Genomic DNA, 23,473 nt, shown 5'->3' with positions numbered 1-23,473 from the left:
GGTAGGCGGCGACATCGACGGGCCGGACTCAGGATGCCGCGCGCCGCGCCCGGTCGAAGGGCCACCGCACGTGGGTGGCGGTCTCGCACGCGCGCCAGAGGTCGACGCCGAGATCGTCGGCGCGGGTGCGACGTGCCGGCGTCGCTGGGCGCGGCAGGCCACGAGCCACGAACGCCGGGCCGTACATCGTCCCGCCCTCGGCCGCGGGGTCCACGAGGGCCCGCACCAAGGGCCATGCCCCGTGCTCCTTGGACTGCGTGATCGGCGCCTGGAGGTTATCGACGAAGCGTGAAAGGCGGCTCGGCTCGTTCACCCCGCGAACGCCGCGCGTGCGTCCGCTCGTCGAGTAGCCGGGATGGGCGACGAGGCTCTGCACCTGCACGCTGTGCGCGCGCAGACGCCGGTCCGCTTCCAGGGCGAGGGCGGTGGTGGCCGCCTTGGACTGCACGTACGCGCGCCACGGCGAGTAGCCCTCGACGAGCTCGGGATCGGTGGGGACGTGCTTCCACAGGGAGGTGGACATGCTCCCGACCCAGACCATGCGCCCGTCCGCCGCGGCGAGAGGCTTCAGCATCTCGCCGGCCAGAGCGAAGTGGCCGAGCACGTTGGTGGCGAAGACGAGTTCGTGTCCGCCGGCCGTCTCGCGCGTCTTCGGGGGATGCACGATCCCGGCGTTCAGGAGAAGTCCGTCGAGACGTCCACGCGCGCGCGCTGTCGCCGCGGCCGCCCGCACCGAGCCGAGGTTGCTCGTGTCGAGAAGGAGCGTCTCGATCGAGGCATCCGGGTTCGCCCTCTTGACCGCCTCTTTCGCCGTCACGAGCTTGTGCGGGCTGCGCCCGGTCAGCAGGACATGGGCGCCGGCCGCGGCGATCTGCTCGCACGCGAAGAAGCCGAGTCCGCGCGTCGCCCCGGTGATCAGGTAGGTGCGGCCCGCGAGGTCGGGGAGGTTCCGGGGGTCCCACTCGGCACGCGTCACCCTCCGACCCTAACCAGAAGAGGCGGCGGCGTCACGGGTGCATTCCGATTCAGGCATACCGGGGCCGTCCGAGATTTTTCGGACATCGGCGTGACGAATCGGCCGCATCCTCCGTCTCCTTCCTGAGCGCCTTCGCTCCGCCGCGCGACCATCGTGTCCCGCGACGCCGACATCCGCGAAAGGAACAGATCATGGGACTCGACGACAAGATCAAGAACGCCGCGCAGGACATCGTGGGCAAGGCCAAGGAAGTCATCGGCAACGCCACCGACAACGACAAGCTGGCCGCCGAAGGCAAGCTCGAGCAGACCGAGGCGCACGCCAAGAAGGCCGGCGAGAACATCAAGGACACCTTCAAGTAAGGCTCAAGACCCCGCGGGCGGGCAGGGTGGCGGCCCTGCCCGCCCGCGGCAACCCCCTCGCAGTGTCGGAGGGCGAGACTAGGCTGACGACATGCGAACCCGTGCTGAGATCGAGTGCTGGCTCACCGACATGGACGGGGTTCTCGTCCACGAGAACACCCCCGTGCCCGGAGCCGCCGAACTCCTCGCGCAGTGGCGGGCCGAGGGAACCCCCTTCCTCGTCCTGACCAACAATTCGATCTTCACGCCGCGCGACCTGAGTGCCCGGCTGCGGGCGTCGGGCCTCGTCGTGCCCGAGTCGTCGATCTGGACCTCGGCCCTCGCCACCGCCGACTTCCTCAGGTCGCAGATGCCCGGCGGCTCCGCGTTCGTCATCGGCGAGGCGGGTCTGACCACCGCTCTGCACGAGGCGGGCTTCATCATGACCGAGACCGCGCCCGACTACGTCGTGGTCGGCGAGACGCGCAACTACTCGTTCGAAGCGATCACCAAGGCAATCCGCTTCATCCGCGGCGGTTCCCGTTTCATCGCGACGAATCCGGATGCCACGGGCCCCTCGACCGAGGGAGTACTGCCCGCGACCGGGGCCATCGCCGCGCTCATCACCAAGGCGACGGGGCGCGAGCCCTACATCGTCGGCAAGCCCAACCCGATGATGTTCCGATCGGCGCTGAACCGCATCGGCGCGCACAGCGAGAACACCGGCATGATCGGCGACCGGATGGACACCGACATCGTGGCCGGCATCGAAGCGGGCCTGCACACCGTGCTCGTGATGACGGGCATCAGCGACGAGCGCGAGATCGAGCGGTACCCGTTCCGTCCCGATGAGATTCTCGGGTCCGTCGCCGAGCTCGTGCGCGACGAACCTCTCGAGAGCGATCTGGCCGACGGCGAAGACGGGCTCGCCGAGGGCCTCTGACGCCCACCCCCGAGAGGACGCATCCGTGGACGACCGCACACTCTGGCTGATCACGGCTTTCTTCATCACCGCGGGCACGCTCGTGGCCTTCATCGTGCAATGGCGCCGCTCCCGTCGCGGTGACAGGCGAGACCCCTTCGACGGGCCGGGCGACGATCAGCCGCGCTGACCCGGGCGCGCGGCATCCCGGACACGGTGCCACCGGAACAGGGGATGCCGCCGAAACGGGGCGGCCGAGACGATAACGCCCTGTTCTCGTCGCGGGCCCTGTCCTCGTCGCGACGCCCGGCGGCGTCACGCCTTGCGCGCGACCTACTGCGGCTGCAGACCGAGGTCGTCGAGGTCGATCGAGCCGAGCCACTGCAAGCCCTCGGCCTCGACCGCCGCCTGGGCGCCGGTCTTGCGGTCGACGATCACCGCGACGGCGACGACCTCTGCGCCCTCGCGGCGCAACGCTTCGACGGCCTTGAGCGCCGACTGGCCGGTGGTCGAGGTGTCTTCGACGACGACGACGCGCTTGCCTTTCACGTCGGCGCCCTCGATCTGGCGACCGCGACCGTGGTCTTTCGGTTCCTTGCGGACGACGAAGGCGTCGAGCGGGCGCCCCGCGTGGACCGACTCGTGCATGACGGCGTTCGCGATGGGGTCGGCGCCGAGGGTCAACCCACCGACGGCGACGACACCGTCGAGGTCTCCGATGAGATCGAGCACGAGACGACCGATCGCGGGGGCCGCGCGGTGATCGAGCGTGAGCTTGCGCATGTCGACGTAGTACGTCGCCTTCTTCCCGCTCGAGAGGGTGAAGTCACCGTGGAACACCGCCTCGTCCTTGATGAGGCCGATAAGGGCCTGACGGTCGGCTTCGAGCTCGGGAGTGGAGGCGGTGGTCACGGCGTCGATTCTAGAGGGACAGGATGCCGGGGGCCGGGCCGGGTTCTCGGCATCCCTGTGCCCGTCGTGCGGAGTTCTCGGCCGACACGACGGTGGAGCGAAGGCCGAATCGGCATGTTCCCGCCGGACTCCGCACGACGGCTCGAGGGTTCGAGCCGGGCCGCCGGGCCGCCCGCGCCGCCCGGCCGCCCGCGCCGCCCGGCCGCCCGCGCCGCCCGAGTCGGGGGCCACCGAGCCGCCAGGCGGAGTCGGCCCGGACACGCCGGTGAACTCCACGTCGGAACGGCGTGTCGACGCCGAACTCCGCACGAGGGCCCGGGCCGCCACGACGGACGGCGATGTCGGCGGGCGAAAGTAGGCTGGATGCCATGCGCCTGGCCACCTGGAACGTGAACTCCATCCGCGCCCGCGTCACCCGCACCGTCGAGTTCTGCGTGCGCGAGCACATCGACGTGCTGGCGATGCAGGAGATCAAGTGCAAGACGGAGCAGTTCCCGTACGCCGCCTTCGAAGAGGCGGGGTACCACGTCGCCGCGCACGGACTGAACCAGTGGAACGGCGTCGCGATCGCGAGCCGTGAGCCGCTGGAGGACGTCGAGATCGGCTTCCCCGGCATGCCCGGATTCGAGAAGGGCAAAGAGGGCCCCGACCTCCCGCAGGAGGCGCGCGCCATCGGCGCGACCGTCGGAGGCGTGCGCGTGTGGAGCCTGTATGTGCCCAACGGGCGCGGCCTCGACGACCCGCACTACGTCTACAAGCTCGACTGGCTCGAGAAGCTGCGGCAGTACACGGCAGATACCCTGTCGAGCGACCCCGATCTGCCTCTCGCGCTGACCGGTGACTTCAACATCGCGCCGACGGATGCCGACAACGGCGACCCCACCGTCGTCGAGGGGGCGACCACGCACGTCTCGCCGCCCGAGCGCGCGGCCTTCGCCGCGTTCGAGGCGGCCGGTCTGACCGACGTCGTGCGTCCTCTGATCCCGACCGGCTACACCTACTGGGACTACAAGCAGCTGCGTTTCCCCCGCAACGAGGGCCTGCGCATCGACTTCATCCTCGGCTCGCGCGCGTTCGCCGACGCGGTTCAGGGCGCCGAGATCCACCGCAACGAACGCAAGGGTGAGGTCCCCAGCGACCACGTCCCCGTCGTCGCCGACCTCGACCTGACGGATGCCGGAGACGACGACGATCTGCCGATGATCTTCGGCTGAGCGCCGGGTTGCGGCATCCCGCGAGGCGGAGCTGCTCGCGGCCGCCCCGGTATCGACGCCTGGCATCCGACGTCCGGATCCGGAAACGGGCGACGGATCCGGACGTATCGTGCGCATAGATCCGGATCTGCGGCCGATCTCCGGATCTGCGACACCGCCCGGTGGTGCGCGAAAGAATTTCTCGGCCCCCTGTCGATTCCGCACGGCGCCGTTCGACGCGATAGTAGGGGCAGGCAATCGCTCCCCTCCGATCGCTCGACTGAGCACCCACGAGAAGAGTTCACGATGAAGTTCATGCTGATCATGCGCGGTACCGACGAGGCGTACGCGGCGTACAAGCAGATCCCGTTCGAGCAGATCATCAACGAGATGGGCGCGTACAACGAATCCATGGTCAACGCCGGCGTGCTCGTCGCGGGCGAGGGCCTGGCCGAGGACACGAGCAAGAACTTCGTCGTCGAGTTCGGCGGGGAGGAGCCGGTCGTCACCGACGGCCCGTACGGCGAGACGCACGAGCTGTTCAACGGCTTCTGGATCATCGAGGTGTCCTCGCGCGACGAGGCGATCGAGTGGGCGCGCCGCGCTCCCCTCATCGCGGGCAACAAGCTCGAGGTGCGCCGCGTGACCGACGAGACCGACTTCGCGGCGTTCGCCGACAACGAGTACATCCAGAAGGAGGAGGGCTGGCGCGAGGAGCAGGCCTCCCGCTGAGCCCCCGTGACCACCGACGTCGCGCGCCGCGTCGCGGCGATCTGGCGCATCGAGGGCGCCCGGATCGTCGCGACGATCGCGCGCGTGGTCGGCGACCTCGCGACCGCCGAGGATCTGGCTCAGGATGCCGTGGCCGAAGCGCTCTCGCAGTGGCCTCGGGACGGCATCCCGAACAATCCGGGCGCCTGGCTCACCGCCGTCGCGAAGCGCCGGGCGATCGACGGATGGAGGCGCGAGCGGAACCTGAGTGAGAAGTACCGACTGATGGGCGCGGACCTGGACGAGATCTCGGATGCTGAGTGGCAGCCGATCGACGACGACGTGCTGCGCCTGGTGTTCGCGGCGTGCCACCCCGTGCTCCCGCGCGAGGCGCAGGTGGCGCTGACGCTGAAGGTGGTCGCAGGCCTCGACACCGAGGCGATCGCGCGGCTCTTCCTCGTGCCCGTGCCGACGATGCAGCAGCGGATCGTGCGCGCGAAGAGAGCGCTGACGGCCGCACGCGTGCCTTTCGCGGTGCCCGAGCCGGCGGAGTGGCCGGCGCGACGGGGCGCGGTGCTCAGCGTGATCTACCTGATCTTCACCGAGGGGTACGCCGCGAGCGGCGGCGACGCCGTGCTGCGCACCGAGCTCGCGCACGAAGCGGTGCGACTCGGTCGCGTGGTGAACCGTCTGATGCCGCGCGAGCCCGAGGCGCTGGGGCTGTCGGCGCTCATGGAGCTGCAGGCCTCGCGCTTCGCGTCGCGCGTCGATGCGAGCGGGGATGCCGTGCTCCTCGCCGACCAGGACCGTCGGCGCTGGGACCGTTCGGCGATCACGCGCGGTCGCTCCCTGCTCGATCGGGCCGACGCCCTCGGGCGCGGGCGCGGGCCGTACCAGCTGCAGGCCGCGATCGCCCGGTGTCACGCCGACGCGGCGAGCGTCGACGACACCGATTGGGACGCCATCGTGCAGCTCTACGGGATGCTCGGCCGCGTGGCATCGAGTCCCGTCGTGGAGCTGAACCGCGCGGTGGCGGTGTCGATGGCGTCGGGGCCCGCCGACGGACTCGCTCTCGTGGATGCGCTGTCGGCGACCGGGGCGCTGCGGGGCTCGCACCTCCTCCCGTCGGTGCGCGGAGAGCTGCTGTCGCGGCTGGGACGCACGAGCGAGGCGCGATCCGAGCTGCGCGCGGCGGCGGAGCTCACCCGCAACGAGCGCGAAGCGGCTCTGCTGCGGAGGAAGGCCGACGCGCTGCCGCTCTAGCCGACCTCCCCGACCGCGTCGGGGGCGGCCAGCTTGGCGCGCATGGTGGGGGTGCCGTCCGACCACAGCTCAGCGTCGACGCGGGCGACGGCCAGCACGTCGTCGATCATCGCCGTGCGCACCGGCATCCCGGCATCCCTCGCCAGGGATCGCACCCGCGCTCGCACCTCGTCGACGGGGATCGTCGCGTCGCACCGCACGACCGCCTGCCCGCGGTCTCGCGCGCGGGCGACGAGCGCCTGGGCGAGGTCGTCGACGGATGCCATGACCGCACCCTACGCCGCGTTCGGCGAGGAAGGGCGGGCATCAGGGGCTCAGCGGCGTCGCCACCGCGACGCACGCGGCTCCGCCCGATGAACGAGCGACGGCGGGGCCGGGGCGAACCCCGACCCCGCCGTGCGGGAGCGTCAGACCGAGGGGACCTCGGCGGGAGCGGTGCGCTGGATGAGCGTCACGAGCGCCTCGATGATCGAGCGGAGGAACGCGGCGGTGCCCTCGTCGGTCACGGTGCCGTCTTCCTCGAAGAGACCGGGAGTGGACTGGATGTAGCCCTCGGGCTGGCCCAGGACCAGGGCGTTGTAGTGCAGGAGCACCGAACGCAGGTGCTGCTGGCCCGCGGCGGTCGCGATCCCGCCCTGGGAGGTGCCGATGACGGCGGTGGGCTTGTCGTTGAACGAGGCCTCGCCGTACGGGCGCGCCGACCAGTCGAGCGCGTTCTTGAGCACGCCGGGGATCGAGCGGCTGTACTCGGGGGTCACGATGAAGACGCCGTCGGCATCCTCGATCGCCTTCTTGAAGTCCGTCGCGACCTCGGGGAAGTTCCCGTCGTAGTCCGGCGAGTAGAAGGGGAGGTCCTTGATCGGGATCTCCGTGAGGGTCACGCCCTCGGGCGCCACCTTCTCGAGTGCCTTCGCCAGACGGCGGTTGATCGAGGTGCTGGAGATGCTGCCGACGATGTAGCCGATCGTGTAGTCGGTCACGGTGATCCTCTCTGGGATGACGGGGGCGCCGAGCGCCCTGGTTCATTCACCTGCAAGCATCGCGAACGCGCGGCTATTCCCCCGCGGGTTGACTCCGTCGCGTGGGGGATGCAGGTGCCGGAGGTCCCCCGTAGCGTGGGGGAATGCCACGGCTCACCCCCGCCCAACAGCGCAACGACATCGTGCTCGCGGTCGTGCTGCTGCTCGGCGGACTGCTCAGCGCGGTGCTCTCGGCCGTTTCGGGCCTGTACGGCGACGAGCAGGCCTCTCTCGCCCTCGCCGTGGGCTACGTCCTGATTCTCGCGATCCCCCTCGCCGTCCGGCGACGCTGGCCCTCCATCACCGCCGTCGTCGTGTCGTTCGCGTACTTCCTCGCCGTGACCCTGCGTATCCCCGAGATCTATGCGGGCAACATCGCGATGTTCATCGCGCTGTACACCGTGGGCGCGTGGGAGACGAGCCGCCGACGCGCCACGATCGTGCGGGTCGCGATCATCGTGGGCATGTTCACCTGGCTGTTCGTGGTGATGTTCCAAGACGCCACGCAGCCCATCGACCCGAACGTCGAGGGCGCGTTCTCGCGGGCCGGGGCCTTTTCTCCCTTCGTCGCGTACCAACTCCTGATGATCGGCGTGAACGCGCTGTTCTTCGGTGGCGCGTACTACTTCGGCAACCGCTCCTACCAGCAGATGCGCGAGCGCGCCGCGCTCGAGGAGCGCACGGCCGAGCTCGAGGCAGAACGCGAGGTCACGGCGGCTCAGGCCGTGGCCCTCGACCGTGTGCGCATCGCGCGCGAGCTGCACGACGTGGTCGCGCACCATGTGTCGCTCATGGGGGTGCAGGCCGGCGTCGCTCGGTCCCTGCTGACCCGCGACCCCGACAAGGCGCGCGAGGTGCTGTCGGGCGTCGAAGCCTCGGCTCGTACGTCTCTGCACGAACTACGCCACCTGCTCGAGACGCTCCGCGCGCCCGGGAGCGAAGCCGAGCCCGACACCGCTCCGACCACGCACGGGCTCACGTCGATCGCCGCGCTCGTCGACGAGGCCACGGCCGCGGGCCTGCCCACCACGTTCACGGTGGTGGGCGAACCGGCCCACGATCCCCCGCCTCTCGTGCAGGTGAACCTGTACCGCATCGCTCAAGAGGCCCTGACGAATGCGCGCCGGCACGGCGGACCCGAGGCGACCGCCGACGTGCGGCTGCGATTCGACGCGGATGCCGTCGAGCTCGAGATCGCGAACACCGGACGACGCGGCTCGACCACGCCGGGCCTCGGGCAATTGGGCATGCGCGAACGCGCGGCGGTCTCCGGCGGCACGATCGAGATCGGCCCGCGCTCCCGCGGGGGGTACTTGGTCCGCATCCGCGTTCCCGTCACCGCCGAGGAGGCCACCCGTGTCTGACCTGCGCGTCCTCTTGGTCGACGACCACGCGATGATGCGGGCGGGGTTCCGCACGATCCTGTCGCTCGAAGACGACATCACCGTCGTCGGGGAGGCGTCGTCGGGCATCGACGCGTTGACCGCGGCGAAGGCCCTGCGTCCCGACGTGATCTGCATGGACGTGCAGATGCCCGACATGGACGGTCTCGAGGCGACGCGCCGCCTCACCGCCGACCCCGACTCCGACGCGGCCGTGCTCATCGTCACCACCTTCGACCGCGACGACTACCTGTTCGCGGCGCTGTCGGCCGGTGCGAGCGGGTTCCTCCTCAAGAACGCCGGGCCCGAAGAGCTCGTCTCCGCGGTGCGCATCGTGGGGGCGGGTGACGCGCTGCTCGCACCCGAGGTCACGCGCCGCGTCATCGAGCGCTTCGCCGTCGGCACACCCGGGCCCGTGGGATCCGTCCCTCCGCCCCTTCCCCTGGGGGAGCCGCTCACGGAGCGGGAGTCCGAGGTTCTCACGCTCGTCGCCGAGGCGCTCAGCAACGCCGAGATCGCCGCACGCCTGTTCATCGGCGAAGCGACGGTGAAGACGCACGTGTCGAACGTGCTGCAGAAGCTCGGGGCGCGCGATCGCGTGCAGGCCGTGGTGCTCGCGCACCGGCACGGCCTGGCCTGACGGCAACCGGTCCCTCCGACAGGCTCGGGGACCTCACTCGAGCCCGATCCTCAGCGAACCGAGGTGGCTGAACCCGTCGAAGCCACCGGGCAGCCCGCCCCTCGACGAACTCGAGGACCTCGGGGGACGCTCGGGGCCCTCCCCCGCACGGTGGAGCACACGACCCCACCGGCGGCGGAGGTGCGCGGACCCGGGCGTCCCTAGCGTGGAGAACATCGAGAAGAAGGGATGCACCGTGCTCCAGTTGGACGGCATCACCAAGAGCTACGGCGGGCGCCGGGTGCTCGACGACGTGAGCTTCACCGTCGCCCCCGGGCGGCTGACGGGCTTCGTCGGTGGCAACGGCGCGGGGAAGACCACCACCATGCGGATCGCGCTGGGGGTGCTCGGTCGCGACGGCGGGACGGTGGCCCTCGACGGGGTCCCCCTCACGACGGAAGACCGCCGCCGCTTCGGCTACATGCCCGAGGAGCGCGGGCTCTACCCGAAGATGAAGGTCGCCGAGCACATCGCCTACCTCGCACGCCTCCACGGGTTCGGCAAGGCCGAAGCGACTGAGAAGGCGACGGCGCTGCTCGAGCGGCTCGGACTCGGTGAGCGCCTCGGCGATCTCGTCGAGACGCTCTCGCTGGGCAACCAGCAGCGGGCCCAGATCGCGGCATCCCTGGTGCACGAGCCCGAGGTGCTCATCCTCGACGAGCCGTTCTCGGGCCTCGACCCGCTCGCCGTCGACGTCGTCGCCGGCGTGCTGCAGGAGAAGGCGGCGGCGGGGGCGGCCGTGCTGTTCTCGTCGCACCAGCTCGACGTCGTCGAGCGGCTGTGCGACGACCTCGTCATCATCGCCGGGGGCACGATCCGCGCCGCCGGCACCCGCGACGACCTGCGCGCCCAGCACGCCACCCATCGCTACGAGCTGGTGTCTCGCGGCGACGCGGGATGGTTGCGCGACGAGCCCGGGGTGACGGTGCTCGACTTCGACGGAGGCTACGCCCTCTTCGACGCCGTCGACGACGACACCGCGCAGCGCGTGCTGCGAGGTGCGGTGTCGCGCGGCGACGTCGTGAGCTTCGCCCCGCAGAGACCGACCCTGGCCGAGATCTTCAAGGAGGTCATCCAGTGAGCACCTCGACCGCCCACAAGGCTCCGAGCGACCTGCAGAGCGTGTGGCTCGTCGCCGAACGCGAGATCGGCTCGAAGCTGCGGAGCAAGGCGTTCGTCATCTCGACCGCGATCCTCGTGCTCGCCGCCCTCGCCTCGGTGCTGTGGGGCGGCTTCACGGCGAACACCCTCTCCGGTGGTGGCATCCCCGTCGCCGTCACCTCGCAGACGCAGTCCGCGGTGGCCGACGTCGAGGGTCTCGAGGTCACGGTCGCCGACGACGACGCGGCGGCCACGGCCCTCGTCGAAGACGGGACGGTGGATGCCGCCCTGGTCTCGGGATCTTCGGATGCCGCGTTCGACTACACCGTCGTGGTGAAAGACAGCGTCCCTTCGACGCTGCTGCAGATGCTCAGCGAGACCCCGTCCGTGCAGGAGCTCGAGCCGGGCGCGGGCGCGGCGAGCGCGCTGCGCTACTTCATCGCCCTCGGCTTCGGTCTCGTATTCCTCATCGCGGCCTCGACGTTCGGCGGCACGATCGCGCAGAGCGTGGTCGAGGAGAAGCAGACGCGCGTGGTCGAGATCCTCATCTCGGCGATCCCGGTGCGCGCCCTCCTGGCGGGCAAGGTGCTCGGCAACACCGTGCTGGCGATGGCGCAGATCGTGCTGCTCGCGGCCGTCGCGGTGATCGGCTTGGCCGTGACGGATCAGGCGGGGGTGCTCAGCACCCTCGGCGCCCCGATCGCGTGGTTCGCGATCTTCTTCCTCTTCGGCTTCGTGCTGCTGGCGGCGCTGTTCGCCGCAGCGGCGGCGATGGTCTCGCGACAGGAGGACATCGGCGCCACGACCACACCGATCACGATGCTGATCATGGCGCCGTACTTCCTCGTGATCTTCTTCAACGACAATCCCGTCGTGTTGACGATCATGTCGTACGTGCCGTTCTCGGCTCCCGTGGGGATGCCGTTGCGGATGTACCTCGGCGACGCGCAGTGGTGGGAGCCCGTGCTCTCGCTGGTGATCCTGATCGCCTCGTGCGTCGCGGCCATCGGCATCGGCTCGCGGATCTACCGCAACTCGCTCTTGCGCATGGGCGCCCGTGTGAAGCTCGCGGAGGCGCTGAAGGGCTGAGGGCAGCTCTCCGCGAGGGGGGAGAGGGGAGGGATGCCAGGGCTTCGGCATCCCTCCCCTTCTCTGTCGTGTTCACCCGGGGCGACTAGGCTCTCTCGGTGCTTCGCCTTCTTGCCTTCGCGTCGTTGGGCGCGGTGATCGGCGGTCTCGTCGTCGCCCTGCTGGGAAATCCGGACACGGGGATGCCGGTCTTCGGCATCGCCCTCACCGTCCTCGTCCTCGCGGCCACCCTCGGCCGGCTGGGGAGCAGCCTTGCCGCGTCCGTGCCATCGCCTGGCGCCGTGAACGACGCGCGCGACGCGCGGCGGCTGGGGCGGGCACGCATCGACGCGCTGCGCCAGACCGGCACGCAGATCAACGATCAGCCGGTCTGCGACCTGGATGTCACGGTCGTCTCGCTCACGGGAGACGCCTGGGCGACCACCCTCCGCACGGTCATCCCCCTGACCGAGCTGCCGGTCTTCCAGGCCGGGATGGAGCGGGATGTCGCGATCCTGCTCGAGGGCGAACCCGAGATCGCGTTCGTCGACGGGGAACTCTCGCCCGCCGAAGCAGCGCTGCTGGTGGTACCGCCGCGCTCCGACGTCGAGGTGCGTCCGATCCCGCCGGGAACCCGGATCGACAAGGGACGACGCCGAGGACCCCTTCTCGGCATCGGCAGCCGCGGACGCCCCCTCAGACTGGCGCTGTTCGCCGTGGTGGCGGTCGTCGCCGGTGCCGCCGTGGTGTTCCCGTTCCGTGAGGCGGTCGGACTGACGATCGACGCATGGGCCGACGGGCGGTGGAGCGTCGACATGCGTCGCCCCGACGCCCTCCGCACCGCGGAGAGGTCGCTCGAGGAGCAGATCGGCCACGACCGGATCGTGTCGATCACCGTGATCCCGGATGCCGTCATCGTCGACGCCCCGATCCGCGCCGGGGCCGTCGAGACCGACGAGTGGACGTATCGCGGCGGGCGCGTCACGCACGACGGCCCGGCGCACAGCCAGCCGGAACTCCCCGCGGAGCAGTTCTCGTGGTCGGATGTGGCCCTCGACCGCCTCTGGCCGACCGTCGAAGACGCCTCGGCGCAGAGCGGCCTGCCCACCGACGGAGCGACTCTTCTCATCCAGCGCGCGACCGACGACGACGTGCAGAGCCCGACCTTCATCCGCAACGTAGGAGTGCCGGAGGTCTCTTTCGGTCTGCGCGACGACTACCGCGACGCGTCGTTCCGCCTCGACGCGACCGGCACGGATCTGCAGGCTCGCGGCTGACGCGCGGTCATTCCTCGAGAACGGCGAGGACGTTCCCGGCAGGGTCGCGGAACCACGCGATGAGCGGTCCGCCCTCGCGCATGATGCCCCGCGAATCCGTGGGGAAGTCGGCGTCGTCGTAGATCTTCGTCTCGACGCCGCGGGAGCGGAGGTCGTCGACGGCGGCCTCGACGTCGGCGACGGGGAAGTTCAGCACGGTGAACGACGCGGGCTGGTGATGCGGCTTGCCATAGACGAGCACGGTTCCCCCCGAGCCGAGCCGGAGGGAGAGGAAGCCTGTCGCCCCGACGACCTTCACCGTGAGACCGAGGGTGTCGGCGTAGAACCGATGGGCGGCCTCGAGGTCGTCGACGGCGAACCCCGGAAAGGCGCCGGAGGGATCGAACATGGAATCTCCTTCGCTCAGCGCGCCACGAACGCCGTGACGCTGTCGGATAGACGGATCGGGATGCCATCGACCCCCGACGACACCGGTTCGCCGATCGCGACGGTGAGTCTCCGGTCGATACCGAAGACGGCGGCGCCGATCTGCGCGCCGCTCGCGCACCCCGCGGACCAGGGGTCGTTGTCGGTCGAGGTGAAGGTCGCGATGCACCGACCGTCGCCGTCGTCGGGCTGGGCCAGGTAGATACGGAAATCGCTCACCGTGGCGATGTAGCGCGTGCTCGCGGGGTCGATGCCGCTGTCGCGCAGGATCTCGGCCGAGATGACGTCCTCCACGGTCTGGGGGAACATGAGCTCGGGAAGGCTCGCGGTCGCGGGGTCGGCCGTCGCCGCCGTCGAGGGAACCGCCGACAGCCCCGACCCGATCGCGTCGCCGATGCCGACGAGGGCGAGGGCCGCGAGCGCGGTGAGCGTCCCGCGCACGAGCGAACGGCGGGGGTCGCGCGCGATCGTCTCCTCGGCGGGCACCGGGGGCTCGGCATCCGGAGTCGCTCTTGTCGAGGGATCCGGCGAGGACTCCTCGGACGGCTCCGCCGCGGCGCCGCGGGCGCGTTCCTCGAGCTCCGCGAGGCGGTCGACCATGGCCGGGGTCGCCCGGGCCCCGTCGACGCCGTAGACCTGCTCGCGCAGGCGGCGCAGCTCGACGTCGTCGTCCATGCGACGACTCTAGGCCCGCGCCGCGGGGTCGAGGGCGGCGCAGGCGGAGGCGGTGTGAGAGCGGGCGGCCTCGGACTCGACCGTCGAGCCGCGTGGCCCGTCGGGCGGACTCCGTGGGTGACACGCCGGTTCCGGATGCCGACGTCCCGGCGAGCCGGCGACGAACTCCGCATGACGGTGCAGAGGCAGTGGGCCCTCAGACGGCACCTCAGCGTCGGGCCGTGGCATCCAGGGCATCGGCCGCGCCCACCAGGGCGAGGTGCGACAGCGCCTGCGGGGTGTTGCCCGCCTGCCGCTTCGAGGTCGGGTCGTACTCCTCCGAGAGCAGACCGAGGTCGTTCGCCACCGCGGTGAGACGCCTCATCAACGCCACGGCCTCCTCGCGTCGGCCGCTGTGCGCGTACTGTCCGACCAGCCAGAACGAGCAGGCGAGGAACGGATGCTCGTCGCCGCTCAGCCCATCGACGCCGGTCGTGCGATAACGCAGCAGCCACCCGTCGGGCATGAGCGTCTCTTCCATCCGGGCGACGGTGGCGAGCATGCGCGGGTCGTCGTACGCGCAGAAGCCGACCTGCGGAAGCACCAGCAGCGACGCATCGACCTCGTCGGTGCCGAAGTGCTGCGTGAACCAGCCGCCCTCGTGCACGCCGCGCGCGTCGATGTCGGCGCGCACCCTGTCGCGCAGGGTGCGCCACGTGTCGACCTCGCCGTCGTGCCCGCTCTCTTCCACGGCCCGGATGCCGCGATCGAACGCCGCCCACACCATGGCCCGGGAGTGGGTGAAGAAGTGCGGGTCGCCCCGCATCTCCCAGATGCCGAGGTCGGGCTTGTCGACCTCTCCCGCGAGCTGGTTCAACAATGCCCGCTGCAGCGACCACGAGAAGGTCGTCTCCTCGACGCCGGCGCGACGGGCGGCTTCGAGAGCGACCATGACCTCGCCGATCACGTCGGCCTGATACTGGGTGACGGCTCCGTTGCCGATGCGCACGGGCGCGGCGCCGCCGTATCCCGGGAGGCTCGTGATCTCCCGCTCGGGCAGATCGCGCTCGCCCGCGATCCCGTACATGATCTGCACGTCGGCGGGGTCGCCCGCGATCGCCCGCAGCAACCAGGTGCGCCAGTGCTGGGCGGCATCCAGGTATCCGTGATCGATGTACGCGCTGAGGGTCAGCGCGGCGTCGCGCAGCCAGACGTAGCGGTAGTCCCAGTTGCGCGACCCGCCGAAGGCCTCGGGGAGCGACGTCGTGGCCGCCGCCACGATTCCCCCGGTCTCGGAATGGGTGAGCGCGCGCAACACCATGAGCGAACGCGTGACGAGCGCGGCGTGGGTGCCCGCGGACTGGACCCGGTCGGCCCAGGCCGCCCACCACTCGCGGGTGCGTTCGAGAGCGGCCTCGACGGTGAACGCGGCGGGAGCGTCCCGCCAAGAGGGCCCCCACGACAGCACCGAGTCGACGCTCTGCCCGGCAGCCGTGGTCCAGCGACCCTTGTGGGCGGTGTCGACGGCGATGAGCCGGGGACCACGGATGACGACCGCATCGGGACCGGCGACGGCGAGGATCGCGTGGTCGCCGCCATGGCCGATCTGCTGAACCCACGGCACGGCGCGGGCGTAGTCGAAGCGCAAACGCACCTCGCTGACGAAGTCGACCTCCCCCGACACTCCGACGACGCGGCGGATGACGCTCTCGACGCCTTCGTCGATCGGCATCGCGTCGTAGACATCGGCGATGCCCGTGGCCGTCTCCCATCGGGTCACGAGCACGAAGGTGTCGCCGTCGTACCGACGCGTCGCACGCGCATCGGCGTCGGCCGGCCGCAGCGACCAGGCACCGTGCGACTCGTCGCCGAGCAGTGCGCCGAACATCGAGCCGCTGTCGTACCGGGGCAGACACAGCCAGTCGATGCTCCCCTCGCGGGAGACGAGCGCGGCGGAGCGGCAGTTGCTGAGGACGGCGTAGTCCTCGATCGGAGTCGTCACCCTCGGATCATGGCAGCAAACACCGGCTCCGACCTATGCACCTCCTGAGCGGTCCACCGCAAGGGCACGGTGACGTCGGAGGGGGTCGCTACAGTGAGCGGCATGGCGGCGGACACGACCCTGATCATCCTGGGCGCCTCGGGCGACCTCACCTCCCGACTGCTCCTCCCGGCGCTCGGTCAACTGCTCGCGCGCGAGCCCGGCCGGTCGGTGCGACTGCACGGCGCCGGCATGGACGACTGGACCGATGAGCACTGGCGCGAAGTCGTGCACAAGGCCTTCCAGACGATGGATGCCGAGTCAGCCTTCGACCAGGTAGCAGCGACGACCTACTCGCAGGCCGACATCACGAAGGCCGCCGACCTGCAGAAGCTCCTCGACGCGGCGGAGGGACGCCCCGCGCTGTACTTCGCCGTTCCGCCGGCGGTCACTGAGAAGTCCTGCATCGCGCTCGGCGACGTGACCATCCCGGCGGGCACGATCCTCGCCCTCGAGAAGCCCTTCGGCACCGACGAGGCGAGCGCGCACAAGCTCAACCAGCAGCTGGCCACCCTCGTTCCCGAGGACCAGGTCTTCCGCATCGACCACTTCCTCGGTCGCTCGACCGTGCTGAACCTGCTCGGCGTCCGCTTCGCGAACCGCCTCGTCGAGAGCGTCTGGTCGGCCGACGACATCGCCGCCATCACGGTGGACTTCCCCGAGAAGCTCGGCCTCGAGGGCCGCGCGGGCTACTACGACGCCGCGGGTGCCCTGGTCGACATGATCCAGAGCCACCTGCTGCAGGTCATGGCCTTCGTCACGATGGAACCGCCCTCCTCGCTCGACCAGCTCGACCTGCGCGACGCGACGTCGGCGGTGCTGCGCGCCACGCACGTCCTCGATGACGACCCCGTGACCAACTCCCGCCGTGCCCGCTACACCGCCGGCGAAGTGGGCGATCGGCACTTCGTGTCGTACGTCGACGAGCCCGGCGTCGACCCCTCGCGCCAGACCGAGACGCTCGCCGAGATGACCGTCGAGGTGCGCACGGCCCGGTGGCAGGGGGTGCCGATCACCCTGCGGTCGGGGAAGGCTCTGGATGCCGGAGACCCGGCGGTCACGGTCACTTTCAAGCCCGTGCGGCACCTGCCCGGCGGCTTCGTGGGCGAGAGCGAGCCGTCGAAGCTGGTCTTCTCGCTCGGCCCCGACACGATGAGCCTCGAGCTCAACGTCAACGGCGCCGACGACCCGCTCGAACTCGAGCGGGTGACGCTCGCCGCCGACCTCGGCGAGGGCGCGCTCAAGGCGTACGGCGAGGTGCTCTCCGGCATCCTCGACGGCGACGCCATGCTCGCCGTACGCGGCGACGCGGCCGAGCAGTGCTGGCGGATCGTCCAGCCGGTGATCGACGCGTGGCGCGAGAACGAGGTGCCCCTCGACGAGTACGCCGCGGGAAGCGCCGGACCAGCCTCCTGGCAGGGCTGAGACGCCGCGGCGGGGCGCGGCATCCTGAAACCTCCCTATGAGGTCGATGACGCGCGCCGTCACACGGGAACATCCGGCGGGGAAATGGCGTTCACTGGATCGGGTCAACGGCGTCCCGGCTCAGTTTTCGTTCTCAGGAGGACCCATGTCTCTCGTTCTCGATCGCACCGCCCGTACCGACGCGCCCATCCTCGACGTCCTCGCCGAGCGCTGGAGCACCCGCGTCTTCGATCCTGAAACCCCCATCGACGAGGAAGCCCTGCGCTCGGCCCTCGAGGCGGCGCGCTGGGCGCCGTCGGGCATGAATTTCCAGCCCTGGCGCTTCATCGTCGCCCGTCGCGGCTCTGAGGCGTTCAGCCGCGTGGTCTCGGCGCTCATGGGCTTCAACCAGGCCTGGGCCCCGAACGCCGGCGCCCTGATCGTCGCGCTCGCCGAGACCCGGACCGAGGACGGCGAGGATCGCACCTGGGCGCTGTACGACACCGGACAGGCCGTCGCGCACTTCACCGTGCAGGCGCACGCCGGCGGTCTCGCCACGCACCAGATGGGCGGCTTCGTCGCCGACGACCTGCGCGCCGCGTTCGGCATCGAGCCCCGCTTCGTGCCGGTCACCGTCATCGCCGTCGGCACCCTCGGCGACGTGGAAGCCGCCGAAGAGGGCCTGCGCCAGCGTGAGCTCGCTCCGCGCGAGCGCCGCACGGTCGCGGAGTCGCTTCTCGTCGACGAGTAAACGCGCGGAGTCGCTCCCGCGAAACGCCGTTTCGAGCGAGACACGCGCTGATGCAGTGCGTCTCGCGCGGGGCGGCGTTTCTCGTGGACCGGGTGATCTCTGACACCCGCCTGCGCGAGGGGCCGTACGCTCCCGCGTTATGACCGTTGACATCTCCCCTTCCCCCCAACCTCTCGCCACTCCACCGGCGGGTGATCGCTTCGGTGCGTGGATCCTCTGGCCCGCCGCGACGGCGATGCTGGGAGGTCTCCCCTTCCTCTTGGCGTCGGCCCTCTCGAACGGGAGAAATCGCACCGGCGACGACTTCTGGGAGCCGATCCGCGCGATCGGTCAGTGGGCGCAGCCGGCGTTCTCGACGGGCTTCGATACTCTGGCCCTGTTCGGCGCGCTGGTCGCCCTGATCGGGGCGATCACGGGATTCTCGGGCGATTGGTCCCGCTTGACGAGACGAGCGCGCAACCTCTTCTCCGCGCTCACCACGCTCGCGGCCGTCCTGCTCCTGGCGCTTGCGAACCTGACCCCCTCGGTGATCGCGACCTCGCCGGGATCGTCGTCCCAGACCATCGTCCTCTGGGCCGCCGCCTGGGGCGTGATGCTCGTGACGCTGGCCGTCAGCGAAGTGCTGCCGTTGCGGAAGCAGGTGGCGCTGGCGCGTCTGCGTGCTCTGCGCGCGGCAGAGCGCGTGACGAGGATCGGCTACGGCCTGCCGCCCGACGACGCACCCCCGGTCCGCTTCCCCGCGGGTTCGTTCCTCGCGCTCTTCGGCGTCCCGATCGCCGCGTGGTCGGTGTTCTGCATCGTCGTGGCGAGCGAGATGAACGCCCCCGTCTCGATCGGAGCACTCTTCGTGGCCTTGGGATACGGCGGGTTCATCTCGCTCGTCGGCTGGGTACTCCGCAGCGATGCGACCTCGACGACGCTGCCGCGAACGGTCTCCCTCATCGCGATCGTCCTCGGAATCCTCGTCTCGGTCATTTTCGGGATCGTCAGCGCCCCCGTCTCCGGCGCCATCAGCATCGGGCTGTTCGTCGCCGCCGCCGCCAGCCTCGTCCTCCTCCTGCCGGAGACGGTGACGCGGCGCCTCCCGGTTCTCGGGAGGGTGCAGCGGTGGCGCACCCTGCAGTCACTGCAGAGCCTGCGCACCCGGTCGAAGACCATGCAGGAGCGGTGGCGCGCACGACGCCCGACCACGGACCGCCCACCCCTGTGGAGACGGCTGATCCGGGCATTCATGGACTGAGCGCCGCACTCGTCCGTCGGACGAACGCGAAAGGGGGATGCCACGCACTCGCGCGGCATCCCCCTCCCTGTTCGACTTACTCGACGATCTCCGCCTCGATGACGTCGTCGTCTTCGGAACCGTCCGACGCCGGGCCCGTGCTCACGAGCATGAGCGAGTCGCCGTCGCTGGCCACGTCGACCTTGACGACATCGCCGTCGCGCACCGTGCCCGCGAGGATCGCCATGGCGAGGCGATCCTGGATCTCGGACTGGATGAGCCGCCGCAGCGGGCGCGCGCCGTACACCGGGTCGTAGCCGCGCTCCGCGAGCCACGAGCGGGCATCGGGCGTGACCGCGAGGGTCAGCCGGCGCTCGCGCAGGCGCTTGTGGAGGGCGTCGACCGCCAGCTCGACGATCTGGGCGAGATCGTCCTGGCTGAGGGCCTGGAAGATCACGATGTCGTCGAGACGGTTCACGAACTCGGGCTTGAAGGCCTGGCGGACCAGCGCCTGCACCTGCTCCCGCTTGGCATCCATCGACAGCGTCGGATCGATCAGGATCGGCGAGCCGAGGTTGGAGGTCAGGATCAGGATGACGTTGGTGAAGTCGACGGTGCGCCCCTGACCGTCGGTCAGGCGCCCGTCGTCCATCACCTGCAGCAGCACGTCGAACACCTCGGGGTGCGCCTTCTCGACCTCATCCAGCAGCACGACGCTGTAGGGGCGTCGGCGCACGGCCTCGGTGAGCTGGCCGCCGGCCTCGTATCCGACGTACCCCGGAGGGGCACCGACCAGACGCGAGACGGAGTGCTTCTCGCCGTACTCTGACATGTCGATGCGCACCATGGCGTGCTCGTCGTCGAAGAGGAAGTCGGCGAGCGACTTCGCCAGCTCGGTCTTGCCGACACCCGTGGGTCCGAGGAACAGGAACGAACCGACCGGACGATTGGGGTCGCTGATCCCGGCGCGCGAGCGACGGACGGCGTCGGACACCGCCTTCACGGCATCCTTCTGTCCGATCAGGCGCTTGCCGAGCTCGCGCTCGAGGTGCAGCAGCTTCTCGGTCTCGCCCTGCAGCAGACGCCCCACCGGGATACCCGTCCACGCCGCGATGACGGCCGCGATGTCTTCGTCGGTCACCTGCTCGTTGACCATGCGGTCGCCCGCGGGCTCCTCGCGCTCGGCGACCATCAGCTCGCGCTCGAGCGCCGGGATCTCGGCGTACAGCAGGCGCGACGCGCGCTCGAGGTTTCCCTCGCGCTGGGCGCGTTCGGCATCCACGCGGGCCGCGTCGAGACGGGTCTTGAGCTCACCCACGCGGTTGAGGGATGCGCGTTCGCGCTCCCACCGGGCCTGCAGTTCGTCGAGCTTGGCCTGCTCCGCCGAGAGCGTCTCGCGAAGGGTCGCCAGACGCTCCTTCGAGGCGTCGTCCTTCTCCTTCTTCAGCGCGAGCTCTTCGAGCTTCAGGCGGTCGACATGCCGGCGCAGCTCGTCGATCTCGAGCGGGGCCGAGTCGATCTCCATGCGCAGGCGCGACGCGGCCTCGTCGATCAGGTCGATGGCCTTGTCGGGGAGCTGGCGCGACGGGATGTACCGGTTGGAGAGGGATGCCGCGGCCACGAGCGCCGCATCGGCGATCGCGACCTTGTGGTGCGCCTCGTACCGCTCCTTGAGGCCGCGCAGGATCGCCACGGTGTCCTCCACCGTGGGCTCGCCGACGTAGACCTGCTGGAAGCGGCGTTCGAGGGCGGCATCCTTCTCGATGAACTCGCGGTACTCATCGAGCGTGGTCGCACCGATCAGCCGCAGCTCACCGCGGGCGAGCATGGGCTTGAGCATGTTGGAGGCTGCGACCGAACCCTCGCCGCCGCCCGCACCCATGAGCACGTGCAGCTCGTCGATGAACGTGATGATGCGTCCGTCGGACTCGGTGATCTCTTTGAGGACGCTCTTGAGGCGCTCCTCGAACTGGCCGCGGTACATCGCCCCGGCGACGAGCGCCGAGATGTCGAGCGAGACGAGCTCTTTGTTCTTGAGGCTCTCGGCGACGTCGCCCGCGACGATGCGCTGGGCGAGGCCCTCGACGACGGCGGTCTTGCCGACGCCGGGCTCGCCGATGAGAACGGGGTTGTTCTTGGTGCGCCGGGTGAGCACCTGGCTGACGCGGCGGATCTCGCCGTCGCGCCCGATCACGGGGTCGAGCTTGCCCTGGCGGGCCCGGTCGGTGAGGTTGATCCCGAACTGCTCGAGGGCGCTGCGCGCGTCCTCCTGCCCCGGCTGTTGAGTGGCGTTCATGGTGTCTCCTGGAAGTCTGTTTCGCTGCCCTCAAAACTTGAGCTGCGTTGACTCAAGTTTAGCAGCGTGAGGCTCCCGGAGCAATGGGTGGGGCGTTTCGCGAGACGTTGGGCTGCGGCATGCGAGATTCCCTTCGAGGTTGAGGGCGGGGCGCGGGGCGACCACGGGACCGTCGCGCGGAGTTCAACCCCGACACGCCGCTATAGACACCGCCCGAGCGGCGCGTCGGCGACGAAGTCCGCACGACGGCGCACGACCCGGCAACGACCCGGCGACGACCCGGGCCCTCGACGGCGCGCGACGAGCAGGACCGAGACGAACAGGACCCGGGGATGCCGCACCCCGGGGCAGCGGGCGACGTCAGGCCGGCACGGCCTCGCCGGCTGCCGCACGCACGTCGTCGGCGCAGGAGAAGCGCGCACGATAAGCCGTCGGAGTCAGGCCGAGGGTGCGAGCGAAATTCTGCCGCAGCACGGCCGCGGAGCCGAAGCCGCACTCCGCCGCGATGCGATCGAGGCCGAGATCCGTCTCCTCGAGGAGCCGCTGCGCGTGGAGCAGGCGCTGTCGCGCGAGCCACGCTGCCGGAGTGGCGCCCAGGTCGGCCTTGAAACGCCGGGCGAACGTGCGCGCCGACATGTGCGCGCGGGACGCGAGCTGGTCGACCGAGAGCTCGGCATCGAGGTTCTGGAGCATCCATTCGGTCACCGGGGCGAGCGAGAGCGAGGGGGCCGCAGGAAGCGGCGATGCGATGAACTGGGCCTGTCCCCCGTCGCGCTGCGGGGCGACGACCATACGCCTCGCGATGCGGTTGGTCAGTTCCGCGCCGAGCTCCTGGCGGAGCAGGTGCAGGCAGGCGTCGAGCCCTGCCGCGGTCCCCGCGCTCGTGATGATGCGCTCCGATTGCACGTAGAGCACGTCGGGGTCCACCTCGATCGAGGGGTACATGCGCGCCATCACGTCCGCGTAGCGCCAGTGCGTGGTGGCACGCTTGCCGTCGAGCACCCCCGCGGCGGCGATCACGAAGGCGCCGCTGCACACGCTCAGCAGCCAGGCGCCTCGCGCGTGCGCAGCACGCACGATCTCTGTCACGCGTGGATCGACGGCGCCCCACTGGTCGCGGGGAATCGGCGAGAGCACCACGATGTCAGCGTCGGCCGCCGCCTCGAGTCCGAGCTCGACATTGACCGAGAACCCGATGTTCGAGGGCACCGCGCCGGGATCGGGCGCGACGATCCGGAAATCGAAGTTCGGGATGCCGTCGTCGCTGCGATCGAGGCCGAACGCCTCGCAGGCGAGACCGAACTCGAACGGGGCGAACCCGGGCTGGATGACGACGGCGACAGAACGCATGCGCACCTCTCGGAGTGGCAGAAATCAATCGAACAGCGTCCATTATGCCACTCGCGGCAGAAATTATCGCTGCGTAGCGTTTCTGCCATGGCTTACTTGATCGCTCTCGCCCTCCTCGCCCTCGTCAGCGTGGTCGCGTCGGTGTGGCTGATCCGCACCGACGGCTACCGTCCCATCCCCACCGACCCCGAGCGGGAGGCCCGTCGGCGGGATAACGCCTCGCCGCGCCGGGGCCGCCGCCGGTCCCGCGAGGCCGAGGCGACCGCTCGCGCCGCAGACACGCCGCGCCCGGTACGTGCGCCCGAATCGACGACGCGCACCGCCGTCGCCGAGGAATCCGCCGAGGTCCCGGCTGTCGCCCCGGCCCCGGCCGTAGCACCGGCATCGACCTCGGCGCCCGCGAACACCGGCGCCCGCCGGGCCGGCGACGCCACCACCACCGACGCGGACGACCGGGTCCTCGTGACCCACGCGGCCGACTGACCCGG

General features: G+C 70.4%; 24 protein-coding genes. 15 read left to right on the top strand and 9 right to left on the bottom strand.

From position 1 onward, the window contains the following. Positions 1 to 28: 28 nt before the first annotated feature. Complete coding sequence (locus tag PIR02_07140) at positions 29 to 976, bottom strand: SDR family NAD(P)-dependent oxidoreductase (GenBank protein ID WZH38436.1); 948 nt, start codon at positions 974 to 976, stop codon at positions 29 to 31. 191 nt (positions 977 to 1,167) lie between these two features. On the opposite strand from PIR02_07140, the gene PIR02_07135 reads away from it, so the two are divergent. The 3 genes from PIR02_07135 (at position 1,168) to PIR02_07125 (ending at position 2,429) form a co-directional block, all read left to right on the top strand. Then, the gene (locus PIR02_07135) at positions 1,168 to 1,338 is read left to right on the top strand and encodes a CsbD family protein (protein WZH38435.1); all 171 of its coding nucleotides are present in this window, start codon (positions 1,168 to 1,170) and stop codon (positions 1,336 to 1,338) included. Between the two features lie 91 nt (positions 1,339 to 1,429). Then, positions 1,430 to 2,260 carry an HAD-IIA family hydrolase gene (locus PIR02_07130; GenBank protein ID WZH38434.1) on the top strand — a complete coding sequence of 277 codons (831 nt, stop codon included), beginning with the start codon at positions 1,430 to 1,432 and terminating at the stop codon, positions 2,258 to 2,260. Between the two features lie 25 nt (positions 2,261 to 2,285). Further along, positions 2,286 to 2,429 (top strand): hypothetical protein, encoded by a 144-nt coding sequence (locus tag PIR02_07125; protein WZH38433.1) that lies wholly within the window; start codon positions 2,286 to 2,288, stop codon positions 2,427 to 2,429. A 143-nt stretch (positions 2,430 to 2,572) separates the two neighbouring features. Here PIR02_07125 and pyrE read toward each other — a convergent pair whose 3' ends face one another. Continuing rightward, positions 2,573 to 3,151, bottom strand: coding sequence for an orotate phosphoribosyltransferase (pyrE, locus tag PIR02_07120; GenBank protein WZH38432.1), 579 nt, complete (start codon positions 3,149 to 3,151; stop codon positions 2,573 to 2,575). Between the two features lie 368 nt (positions 3,152 to 3,519). Between pyrE and PIR02_07115 the strand changes: the two genes are divergently transcribed. From PIR02_07115 to PIR02_07105, 3 genes are all read left to right on the top strand, one after another. After that, positions 3,520 to 4,365: an exodeoxyribonuclease III gene (locus tag PIR02_07115; GenBank protein ID WZH38431.1), complete on the top strand. Its 846-nt coding sequence runs from the start codon at positions 3,520 to 3,522 to the stop codon at positions 4,363 to 4,365. Between the two features lie 285 nt (positions 4,366 to 4,650). Next, on the top strand, positions 4,651 to 5,076 hold the full coding sequence (locus PIR02_07110; GenBank protein ID WZH38430.1) for a YciI family protein: 426 nt from the start codon (positions 4,651 to 4,653) through the stop codon (positions 5,074 to 5,076). A 6-nt stretch (positions 5,077 to 5,082) separates the two neighbouring features. Continuing rightward, positions 5,083 to 6,318: an RNA polymerase sigma factor gene (locus PIR02_07105; GenBank protein ID WZH38429.1), complete on the top strand. Its 1,236-nt coding sequence runs from the start codon at positions 5,083 to 5,085 to the stop codon at positions 6,316 to 6,318. Here PIR02_07105 and PIR02_07100 read toward each other — a convergent pair. Together PIR02_07100 and PIR02_07095 are read right to left on the bottom strand one after the other, a co-directional pair. Beyond that, positions 6,315 to 6,584: a hypothetical protein gene (locus PIR02_07100; protein ID WZH38428.1), complete on the bottom strand. Its 270-nt coding sequence runs from the start codon at positions 6,582 to 6,584 to the stop codon at positions 6,315 to 6,317. The two genes, PIR02_07105 and PIR02_07100, sit on opposite strands and share 4 nt — an antisense overlap. A gap of 141 nt (positions 6,585 to 6,725) precedes the next feature. Continuing rightward, positions 6,726 to 7,298 carry an NAD(P)H-dependent oxidoreductase gene (locus PIR02_07095; protein ID WZH38427.1) on the bottom strand — a complete coding sequence of 191 codons (573 nt, stop codon included), beginning with the start codon at positions 7,296 to 7,298 and terminating at the stop codon, positions 6,726 to 6,728. A 143-nt stretch (positions 7,299 to 7,441) separates the two neighbouring features. Here PIR02_07095 and PIR02_07090 point away from each other — a divergent pair, with 143 nt between their 5' ends. The 5 genes from PIR02_07090 (at position 7,442) to PIR02_07070 (ending at position 12,844) form a co-directional block, all read left to right on the top strand. Beyond that, positions 7,442 to 8,701, top strand: coding sequence for a sensor histidine kinase (locus tag PIR02_07090; protein ID WZH38426.1), 1,260 nt, complete (start codon positions 7,442 to 7,444; stop codon positions 8,699 to 8,701). Further along, positions 8,694 to 9,359, top strand: coding sequence for a response regulator transcription factor (locus PIR02_07085; GenBank protein ID WZH38425.1), 666 nt, complete (start codon positions 8,694 to 8,696; stop codon positions 9,357 to 9,359). Before PIR02_07090 ends, PIR02_07085 begins: the two co-directional genes overlap by 8 nt. Before the next feature lie 235 nt (positions 9,360 to 9,594). Next, positions 9,595 to 10,479, top strand: coding sequence for an ATP-binding cassette domain-containing protein (locus PIR02_07080; protein ID WZH39091.1), 885 nt, complete (start codon positions 9,595 to 9,597; stop codon positions 10,477 to 10,479). Further along, a complete protein-coding gene (locus PIR02_07075) occupies positions 10,476 to 11,588 on the top strand; it encodes an ABC transporter permease (GenBank protein ID WZH38424.1) in 1,113 nt (370 codons plus the stop codon). The genes PIR02_07080 and PIR02_07075 overlap by 4 nt, the downstream gene beginning before the upstream one ends. Positions 11,589 to 11,686: 98 nt before the next feature. Further along, positions 11,687 to 12,844 (top strand): hypothetical protein, encoded by a 1,158-nt coding sequence (locus PIR02_07070; GenBank protein ID WZH38423.1) that lies wholly within the window; start codon positions 11,687 to 11,689, stop codon positions 12,842 to 12,844. A gap of 7 nt (positions 12,845 to 12,851) precedes the next feature. On the opposite strand, the gene PIR02_07065 is transcribed toward PIR02_07070, so the two are convergent. From PIR02_07065 to PIR02_07055, 3 genes are all read right to left on the bottom strand, one after another. Then, positions 12,852 to 13,232 carry a VOC family protein gene (locus PIR02_07065; protein ID WZH38422.1) on the bottom strand — a complete coding sequence of 127 codons (381 nt, stop codon included), beginning with the start codon at positions 13,230 to 13,232 and terminating at the stop codon, positions 12,852 to 12,854. A gap of 14 nt (positions 13,233 to 13,246) precedes the next feature. Next, the gene (locus PIR02_07060) at positions 13,247 to 13,945 is read right to left on the bottom strand and encodes a hypothetical protein (GenBank protein WZH38421.1); all 699 of its coding nucleotides are present in this window, start codon (positions 13,943 to 13,945) and stop codon (positions 13,247 to 13,249) included. A gap of 208 nt (positions 13,946 to 14,153) precedes the next feature. Then, positions 14,154 to 15,926, bottom strand: coding sequence for a glycoside hydrolase family 15 protein (locus tag PIR02_07055; protein WZH38420.1), 1,773 nt, complete (start codon positions 15,924 to 15,926; stop codon positions 14,154 to 14,156). A gap of 102 nt (positions 15,927 to 16,028) precedes the next feature. On the opposite strand from PIR02_07055, the gene PIR02_07050 reads away from it, so the two are divergent. From PIR02_07050 to PIR02_07040, 3 genes are all read left to right on the top strand, one after another. Then, a complete protein-coding gene (locus PIR02_07050; GenBank protein ID WZH38419.1) occupies positions 16,029 to 17,390 on the top strand; it encodes a glucose-6-phosphate dehydrogenase in 1,362 nt (453 codons plus the stop codon). A gap of 145 nt (positions 17,391 to 17,535) precedes the next feature. Next, the gene (locus PIR02_07045) at positions 17,536 to 18,120 is read left to right on the top strand and encodes a nitroreductase family protein (GenBank protein WZH38418.1); all 585 of its coding nucleotides are present in this window, start codon (positions 17,536 to 17,538) and stop codon (positions 18,118 to 18,120) included. 139 nt (positions 18,121 to 18,259) lie between these two features. Further along, positions 18,260 to 19,360: a hypothetical protein gene (locus tag PIR02_07040; protein WZH38417.1), complete on the top strand. Its 1,101-nt coding sequence runs from the start codon at positions 18,260 to 18,262 to the stop codon at positions 19,358 to 19,360. A 76-nt stretch (positions 19,361 to 19,436) separates the two neighbouring features. Here the strand turns inward: PIR02_07040 and PIR02_07035 are convergent, their stop codons facing one another. Together PIR02_07035 and PIR02_07030 are read right to left on the bottom strand one after the other, a co-directional pair. Next, on the bottom strand, positions 19,437 to 21,635 hold the full coding sequence (locus PIR02_07035; GenBank protein ID WZH38416.1) for an AAA family ATPase: 2,199 nt from the start codon (positions 21,633 to 21,635) through the stop codon (positions 19,437 to 19,439). Between the two features lie 360 nt (positions 21,636 to 21,995). Beyond that, positions 21,996 to 22,985 (bottom strand): helix-turn-helix domain-containing protein, encoded by a 990-nt coding sequence (locus tag PIR02_07030; GenBank protein ID WZH38415.1) that lies wholly within the window; start codon positions 22,983 to 22,985, stop codon positions 21,996 to 21,998. Between the two features lie 87 nt (positions 22,986 to 23,072). Between PIR02_07030 and PIR02_07025 the strand changes: the two genes are divergently transcribed. Then, positions 23,073 to 23,468 carry a hypothetical protein gene (locus PIR02_07025; GenBank protein WZH38414.1) on the top strand — a complete coding sequence of 132 codons (396 nt, stop codon included), beginning with the start codon at positions 23,073 to 23,075 and terminating at the stop codon, positions 23,466 to 23,468. The last annotated feature ends 5 nt before the right edge of the window (positions 23,469 to 23,473 follow it).

Origin of the sequence: Microbacterium enclense, assembly GCA_038182865.1 — a bacterium.
GTDB lineage: Bacteria > Actinomycetota > Actinomycetes > Actinomycetales > Microbacteriaceae > Microbacterium > Microbacterium enclense_B.
This window is presented reverse-complemented; position numbering and strand designations above follow the sequence as displayed.

Coding starts and splice junctions, on each gene's coding strand:
- PIR02_07135 (WZH38435.1), top strand. CDS start 1,168: ATGGGACTCGACGACAAGATCAAGAACGCCGCGCAGGACATCGTGGGC.
- PIR02_07130 (WZH38434.1), top strand. CDS start 1,430: ATGCGAACCCGTGCTGAGATCGAGTGCTGGCTCACCGACATGGACGGG.
- PIR02_07115 (WZH38431.1), top strand. CDS start 3,520: ATGCGCCTGGCCACCTGGAACGTGAACTCCATCCGCGCCCGCGTCACC.
- PIR02_07110 (WZH38430.1), top strand. CDS start 4,651: ATGAAGTTCATGCTGATCATGCGCGGTACCGACGAGGCGTACGCGGCG.
- PIR02_07100 (WZH38428.1), bottom strand. CDS start 6,584: ATGGCATCCGTCGACGACCTCGCCCAGGCGCTCGTCGCCCGCGCGCGA.
- PIR02_07090 (WZH38426.1), top strand. CDS start 7,442: ATGCCACGGCTCACCCCCGCCCAACAGCGCAACGACATCGTGCTCGCG.
- PIR02_07065 (WZH38422.1), bottom strand. CDS start 13,232: ATGTTCGATCCCTCCGGCGCCTTTCCGGGGTTCGCCGTCGACGACCTC.
- PIR02_07060 (WZH38421.1), bottom strand. CDS start 13,945: ATGGACGACGACGTCGAGCTGCGCCGCCTGCGCGAGCAGGTCTACGGC.
- PIR02_07050 (WZH38419.1), top strand. CDS start 16,029: ATGGCGGCGGACACGACCCTGATCATCCTGGGCGCCTCGGGCGACCTC.
- PIR02_07045 (WZH38418.1), top strand. CDS start 17,536: ATGTCTCTCGTTCTCGATCGCACCGCCCGTACCGACGCGCCCATCCTC.
- PIR02_07040 (WZH38417.1), top strand. CDS start 18,260: ATGACCGTTGACATCTCCCCTTCCCCCCAACCTCTCGCCACTCCACCG.
- PIR02_07035 (WZH38416.1), bottom strand. CDS start 21,635: ATGAACGCCACTCAACAGCCGGGGCAGGAGGACGCGCGCAGCGCCCTC.
- PIR02_07030 (WZH38415.1), bottom strand. CDS start 22,985: ATGCGTTCTGTCGCCGTCGTCATCCAGCCCGGGTTCGCCCCGTTCGAG.
- PIR02_07025 (WZH38414.1), top strand. CDS start 23,073: ATGGCTTACTTGATCGCTCTCGCCCTCCTCGCCCTCGTCAGCGTGGTC.